Here is a 6,792-nt window from a genome sequence, read left to right as displayed (position 1 = left end):
AAATTTGAAAAATTTTGCCTCAAACCCTATCTGCGTAAGGACTTCAGGATTTTGTGTCCAGTAGTCCATTAGTATTATATTGCTTTAACTCAGGCTCTGTAAGACTTTTAGCCATAGCTAGTATGTTTATACGGGGGAAGTCCAGCTGTAGGAGGGATTAAGAGAATTTCCGCCGCCCCGTTAGTGGGTACAAATCAGGGAAACCCCTAATAAATCTAACGCTTTTTGTTGCAGTTGGGTCGGTCGAGTTATCTTAGAAAAACGATAACTTCCCTCCCTAATCGTACATTCTACTGTATTCAAGCAAATTGTCCCCAGGTCTTCCAACAAAGTCCGAAAGCTATGCACAGGAAAGTTCTCTTGATTCCGTTTTTTTCTCTCTTTAGATTGCACCGATTCACTGCGACTCGCCTTAATCACATTCAGAGAACTATCATCAATTTCTTCATCCTCAAATAACAAAGGAGCCAAAGACTGTTTTAAATGCCATTCCACATAATAAGCCAACATACATAAAAAGATATGAGCCTTGACTCTATCACCCTTATAATGATAGATAGGACGTACCTTTAAATCAATTGACTTATAACAGCGAAATGCCTCCTCCACTTGAGACAAACTTTTATAAGCTTTAACCGTCGTCGCTGCATCCATCAAAGTTGACTCCAGAGAAGTTCTTAACACATACACACCATCTAAGGCCGTTTCTTGAGCGATTAATTCCAGCTTACGCTGATAAGAAAAGCCTTCTTCTGTTATCTCTAGGTTATAGTATTTATTGACCTTAAACTGATTAAGAATCTTGCCCACTCTCAAAGCTATCTTATCTTGACCCTTTAAAGCTCTTTTCTCCCTTTGAGTCGCCTGAACAATCAAATCTAGTTCCTTCTCTACCGCTTCTAATAATGCCTCTCTTTGTAGTTGATTTTTCTGGGCAATGAAGGGATTCCGACAAGCAATTAATCTTTCATCGGGATAATCTTCACTCTCAAATTCCACCAAGTTTACCTGATCAAATAATCCTAATTGAATCACTTCTACCTCAGCCAGTTTCCGAATTTGAGGCTTAGTTAAACCGGTAATATAGTCTAATCCTTCTAGCGGTTTTACTAATTCCTTGATTTTCGAGTTAGTTAAAATTCCTCTATCACTTACCCAGACCACATTCTCAATCCCCCAACCCTTTCTGACTTTCTCAATTTGTCCACCTAAAGTAGCACCGTCTGAGGTGTTTCCTTCAAAGACTTCTACCGCTATCGGACAACCCTTAGCTGAACATAACAAACCAAAAACTATCTGAGTTTTCCCTTTCTTTTTATCTCGATTATAACCATATTTGCCCAGTTCACAACCATTTCCTTCTAGGTAAGTAGAAGTGACATCATACAAAACTAATGTTCCTGATTCTAAGTGTTTAAGTGCTAGGTGCTTCTCAATTTTCTCTTGTTTTTCTAATAACCAATCTAAGGCGTTATATAATTCGTCTTCATCGGCTTTCTCTAAGTCTAACAATTGTCCTAAACTCTGACTACAAGTCTCACTATTAAACCCTCTCGCTGTGGCTAGTTTTGATTTAGGATTGATGATTCTTGCCACAATCATCGCCACCACTAAGTTTCTGATTCGGGAGTATTTTTCACTGATTATTTTATCTAAACCCAATTTTTTAATCGTCTCTAAAATAGCCATCACATGACCATGAGGAAGACTTCTAATCACTTCAAAATGATTGGGAATGCCTTCAGTCATTGACAGTGTTGCCCCTTTAAGAGCCAGTTTTAGATTGTCGATAATATCATCGGGTAATTTTGAGAGATTGGCCAGGGTTCTTTTTTTGACTTGTTCTCCTTCTCGGTAGGACTCTCGAAGAAGAACGGCGGGGGGGGGGAATTACGGTTAGGAACTTTTTCTATATACATGACTACCATTCTAGCAAATAGAGAGAATTCTTGTCCATTAAGAAATGTTACAAATTACATGGGCACATTAAGAAAAGTTAAGGGGTGCATCCATTGATGGATAAGGGTTTTGGGCTATTATGGTATATATGTATGGGGGAAGTTCAGCTATATCACGCCCAAAAGCGTGTTAGCCATAGCATATTGCCAAAAACCTTGTTTAACTAAATTCCTGACAGTAAGTTAAAATAACGGAACTCTTGTAAAAGACTAGCGATGATTTCTAGTTCTGACCGCACTTCTCCACAAAAATTTACAATTTCACAATATCAACCCATTACCCAGTGGTTTCAGGAGCGGAAAACCCGGTCAGGGATAGAAGTTGTCGTTTAGCGGTTTCCCGTTCGAGACGGTAACGGTTCCACTGAATCTCTAACTGTTCTCGTTGGGCGATTCTTGTTAGATAGGTTTCGGTGGATGAACCGCCCAGACGGTAATCAATCTCGGTAATCCTGGTCAAGAGGTCGTGATTGGACAGTTGGGCTAATACCGCCCGTTCTCGATCGCCGGCGGTTTCGTAGGCGATCACCAGCGTTAAGACCTGTTCTCCCAGTTGGGAGCGTTTGGCAGCCCGTTGACGTTCCAATTCAGCCTTGGCCGCCTCTAGGTCGGCCGCCCTGATTTCGAGGTCGGTGATGGCCATCCTCTGTTGTTGTACCTGACCACCCCCAAACAGATTTTGCAGAATGGCGATCGGGTCGGTGGTGAGATAACCCGTCCATTGTCGGGCGTTGGCCTGGTCGATACGTTGTCCAGCCAACTGTAACCGGCGATCGATCAGGGCGATGCGCTCGTCGAGGGTCTGCAATTCAGGGGAACGTTCGATCGCCGCTTCGGTGAGGGTACGGAGACAATCGTTACCGCTATCGAGACAGGGAAGGGGAGCGGCCTGTAGGGGAGTCCACATCAACAGTAAGCTCGACAGTGAGAAGGCGATCATCCTGACCCTGCCATTTAAGCCGTTTGACCGTTCCGGGGTAGGGAGCCTTAACCGTAGCCAATTGAACCAGTGCATTGTCGATCTCCTGTATTCTCGTCCTGATCACCGCTTGGTTGTATTCCCGTTCCTGAAGTTGTGCGGCGCGAACTGCCCTCTGTTTCTCCACTTCCAGTTGTTGGTTCTGAAGGGTGATCGCCCGTCGGTTTTCTTCTAGAGCCAATTGGTATTCTTCCTGAAGACGCTTTTCCTTGGCGGTTGATAAAGCGGCACGGGCGATGTCCAGTTGTATTTTTGCCTGTTCCCGTTCCGTTTCCATTTGGGAGAGTTTCGCCCTTTCGTGTTCGATGATTGTCTCCACGGATCCCCCCTGGCCTCCTTGATAAGGGGGTAAAGGTTGAGAGTCGATAGTAACAAAAGTGGGTAGGGAAGCGACATTAACACCCGATGAAGGGATAATCGACTGTAATTGAGCTATTTTCTGTTTTTGTTGGGTTATTTTAGTCTCTATCTGTTGTAATTCTCCCGTTTTCAGGGTAATATGAGCAATTTCTTGCCGGTAGGAAACGGGGGGAAGTTTATTTAATGTTGGGGGTGGTGAAGGTAAGGTAAGTTCGGGGAGGGGAATCTGCAACTTTTTTAGGGAGAGTTCTAACTGTTGACGTTGGGTTTGGAGTCGTTGTCTCTCGATAATGCGATCGCTTAGTATCTGACCCGCAACGATCCGAGAACCCTGTTTGACCCGCAGATCTGCGGGGGTGGTAAGGGTCAATCGGATTTTGATCTCTCTCGGTACGTTGGAGTGGGTTTTTTTCGGAGAGGATACCCCCTTAATCCCCCCTTGATCAGGGGGGTAAGAGGTAACGGGGGTAACGGGGGTACTGGGGGTTTTTTGGGCGGTGGTGTAACTGCAACCGACTAGGGCGATAATGGCGGCGGCGGCAACGGTCAGGTAACGAAAGAAATCAGGACGGGGGGAATAGAAAGGTTCCGGGACAATGGGGGAAGTATCGGCTTCTCTCAGGGCAACACTCTCGCTTGTTTTCTCGCTGTGTTTCTCGATTCTGGGGACAATGGGGAAAGTATCAGCCTTGCTCTGGGTAAGCCCTTCGGCTTCTCTCAGGGCAAGCACTGAACTTTGTCTAAGTGTTTTTTGGGAAGCGATCGTTTCCAAAACGGTCGGGGTTTCCAAGACAGTTGGAATTTCCAAGACAGTCGGGATTTCGGAGACGGTTTCTCCCGTGCGTTCCCGTTTCCAGCGACTAATCAGCTTGCGGGAACAACCCTGTCCCGTTTTCTCCCGTACCAACGAGATCAGACCTTCGTAGGTCGTACCGGCCGGTGCGTCGTCGAGGATGGCGAAAACCGTCTCAGTGCGTCGCTGGTGGGGTTTTGACCTAGAAAGAGTGCTAACCATCTTCTACCCTCCGGTGATAAGGAAAGATACTGGTCACTTCTGCCTGTTTGCCGAAACGACATAGGGCGGTCAAGGGTACTAACTCGGCTACTTTCTTCTCGGCAAACCGGAATTTGGCGGCCACCCGCTTCACTTCCGATTGGTCCACTGGCAGAACGATTTTGGTAGAGGAGTTACCGATCACGTCGTCGCTGAGATGTCGTTCCGATTGGGATGCCAACACCAAACCCAGCCCGTATTTACGACCGTCGGCGATGATGCGGTCACAGGCCCGACTTTTCCGCAATTCTTTAGCCTCATCGATGAATAGGTAGGTACGGGGTAGTTTCCCTTCGATTTCGCCGGTTAACCGGTGTTGGTTCATCAATTGCCAGGCCAAGGATTCAGCGGCAATCGCCCCGATCTCCGGCGGTAATTTCGAGAGGTCGATGCGGATATGTTTCTCGGTGAAGTCGGGTTGGGGACGGCAGAAGACACCGTAGGTGAAAGTGGCTATCAGTTTCAGTTTCAGTTTTTGCGATTCCTTACAGCCGCTCTCGACCCGCGACTCGATCTCCTGCTGCAAATCGGTAAAATTGGGCGCTTCCCTTGTCCAACTCGTCGGTTGTTCTTGGCTGATACCCCGACGGTTGTAACAAAATTGCAATATTTCCAACAGTAAACCCTCCTGATTGGGTCCCAACTGCAAAGAACGTTTGAGGGTGGTGGTAACGGCGATGGCCTGTAGATGGGGACCACCCCCTTCAGCATCGAGATTGACAATCAGGGGATTGATGCCGTGAGAACTGGCCATGTGCAGGGGATAACAAGTTTCACCGATAATCTCCTGATCACCGTGGAAATCGATGATAAATAACTGAATATCGGGATAAGTCTGTCGGAGAGAATAGGCGATCGCTTTGAGGGTCTGGGTTTTGCCACTACCGGATGCACCGATGGCGACGATGTGACCGTTGGGCAAATGACCCGGATTCCAATAACAGTTATCCCCCAGAAGGATGCCGGACGGTGGCGATGATTCGTCCGATGGGGAATTGGGGGCCCGTAAAACGGCGGTGGGTAGTGGTTTCTGCTGTTTATTGAACATTTATGATCCTAGCGATGAGATGACCTGAAACGCTGTATTCTCCCAACTTGTCGATCGCATACTGGGGACTAGCGGCGGTAAGTCGGGCGTAGGCGATGTTACCCGGTTGTAGGGTAATAGTATCGAAACGGTCGGCATGACTGGGCAAACTTAGACCCGAACCATCGGCAATGGTCAGCGTTCCCGTTAAATATACCCTGTTACCCTGAGCTGCGCCGAAGGGTTCCGTTAAATTAGCGAGCCTATCTAAATACTCATCTTCCAAGACAATATTTTCGATCTTTACTTGGACTGGCGCGACCCGTTCTACCCGAATGCGGGAGGCGATGATCTGAGATTCCTGACTCGAACCCAGTCGATAAACCGTTCCCCCCTCGTCCTTGACCAGCAGATCGCTAACGGTCAACGGTTCGATTACCTCGTAGGTAGCATCGACTGGCTTTTCGGTAATGGCATTTCTCCCTTGAACCCTAACCCGCAACAGATAACGGGAAGCATCCTCGTTCACCGTCTCGATCGCTCCCGACGGCAAACCCAACGCCTGATTGAACCCGCGAATCAGACCGCCACCACTGTTGATAGAAATACTTAAGATGGAGACGGCCACAAGAACAAACAGCAGAAACCACTCGGCATTACTGCCCGTGGCCAACCTCAAACGCGGATTTCTGGGGATGATCATCCGTCCCCGACCGGGATAAAACGCCTGCACTCCCGACTTGGTAAAAACATCGGCAAACCAGCCGAAAAAGTAACCGAGAATCAGACCGTACCAGAGTTGACTATGACCCAGTAGGGCTAGGGGATAAGCCGCAAGAGTGACGACACCAGACGCAAAAAAACTGTGGGTTATGCCCCGGTGAACCGTTCTCTTTTCTAGCCAACTGCTGACGGGAAACAAGAGCCGTCCGATCGAGCTTTTGCCCGTGTCAACATCTGGCAACAAGGCAGCCAGCGCCGCTATGCCCAATATCTCCGGATTGGCGGTTCCCAACGTTATGCTCGTCAAAGCTACCGAAAAGGCTATATGAGTGACGCTCATCATATAAATTATGAGTTATAAATTATGAATTATAAATTGTGAATTATAGATTACAAGTTATAGTTTATCAGTTCTGAATTAGGAAGTGAGAATTGTAAATTATAATTAATTATCGAGCGGCAAAGGTTGGTTTTTGGCTGTGATCGGTAATTGGTAAACTGACAACTACGATAACTGATAACCCGACCGAATCTAAAACCCAAAGTTAACCGTTTAATTCACCCAGTTTCTCAACCTTTTTTTCCGTGGGCTGATTGCCAGATTTTTTCTGGAAGACCTTGCCTTGAGAAGCCGATCTGTCAAGCGACGATCTCACCCTTTGCTTCTAATTTAGAACATTTGTAAGACCAG

At 47.0% G+C, this 6,792-nt stretch carries 4 protein-coding genes and 1 pseudogene; all 5 read right to left on the bottom strand.

What is annotated here, in order from left to right:
• Nucleotides 1–180: 180 nt before the first annotated feature.
• The 5 genes and pseudogenes from O9334_RS11400 to O9334_RS11380 all read right to left on the bottom strand — a co-directional run bounded on the left by O9334_RS11400 (nucleotide 181) and on the right by O9334_RS11380 (nucleotide 6,441).
• A pseudogene (locus O9334_RS11400) lies at nucleotides 181–1,919 on the bottom strand (IS1634 family transposase).
• 316 nt (nucleotides 1,920–2,235) lie between these two features.
• On the bottom strand, nucleotides 2,236–2,865 hold the full coding sequence (locus O9334_RS11395; RefSeq protein ID WP_288000324.1) for a TolC family protein: 630 nt from the start codon (nucleotides 2,863–2,865) through the stop codon (nucleotides 2,236–2,238).
• A complete protein-coding gene (locus tag O9334_RS11390; protein WP_288000323.1) occupies nucleotides 2,822–4,312 on the bottom strand; it encodes a hypothetical protein in 1,491 nt (496 codons plus the stop codon). The genes O9334_RS11395 and O9334_RS11390 overlap by 44 nt, the downstream gene beginning before the upstream one ends.
• Nucleotides 4,305–5,399 carry an ATP-binding protein gene (locus O9334_RS11385; protein ID WP_123230656.1) on the bottom strand — a complete coding sequence of 365 codons (1,095 nt, stop codon included), beginning with the start codon at nucleotides 5,397–5,399 and terminating at the stop codon, nucleotides 4,305–4,307. The genes O9334_RS11390 and O9334_RS11385 overlap by 8 nt, the downstream gene beginning before the upstream one ends.
• Entirely contained in the window at nucleotides 5,389–6,441 is a 1,053-nt protein-coding gene (locus O9334_RS11380; protein WP_288000322.1) for a metal-dependent hydrolase, read from the bottom strand. The genes O9334_RS11385 and O9334_RS11380 overlap by 11 nt, the downstream gene beginning before the upstream one ends.
• Nucleotides 6,442–6,792 lie beyond the last annotated feature (351 nt).

Origin of the sequence: Microcystis sp. LE19-8.1F, assembly GCF_027531715.1 — a bacterium.
Classification (GTDB): Bacteria; Cyanobacteriota; Cyanobacteriia; order Cyanobacteriales; family Microcystaceae; genus Microcystis; species Microcystis wesenbergii_A.
Note: the sequence above shows the minus strand (reverse complement) of the source record. Positions and strands in the feature narration are given on the sequence as shown.

Coding starts and splice junctions, on each gene's coding strand:
- O9334_RS11385 (WP_123230656.1), bottom strand. CDS start 5,399: ATGTTCAATAAACAGCAGAAACCACTACCCACCGCCGTTTTACGGGCC.
- O9334_RS11390 (WP_288000323.1), bottom strand. CDS start 4,312: ATGGTTAGCACTCTTTCTAGGTCAAAACCCCACCAGCGACGCACTGAG.
- O9334_RS11395 (WP_288000324.1), bottom strand. CDS start 2,865: ATGTGGACTCCCCTACAGGCCGCTCCCCTTCCCTGTCTCGATAGCGGT.
- O9334_RS11380 (WP_288000322.1), bottom strand. CDS start 6,441: ATGAGCGTCACTCATATAGCCTTTTCGGTAGCTTTGACGAGCATAACG.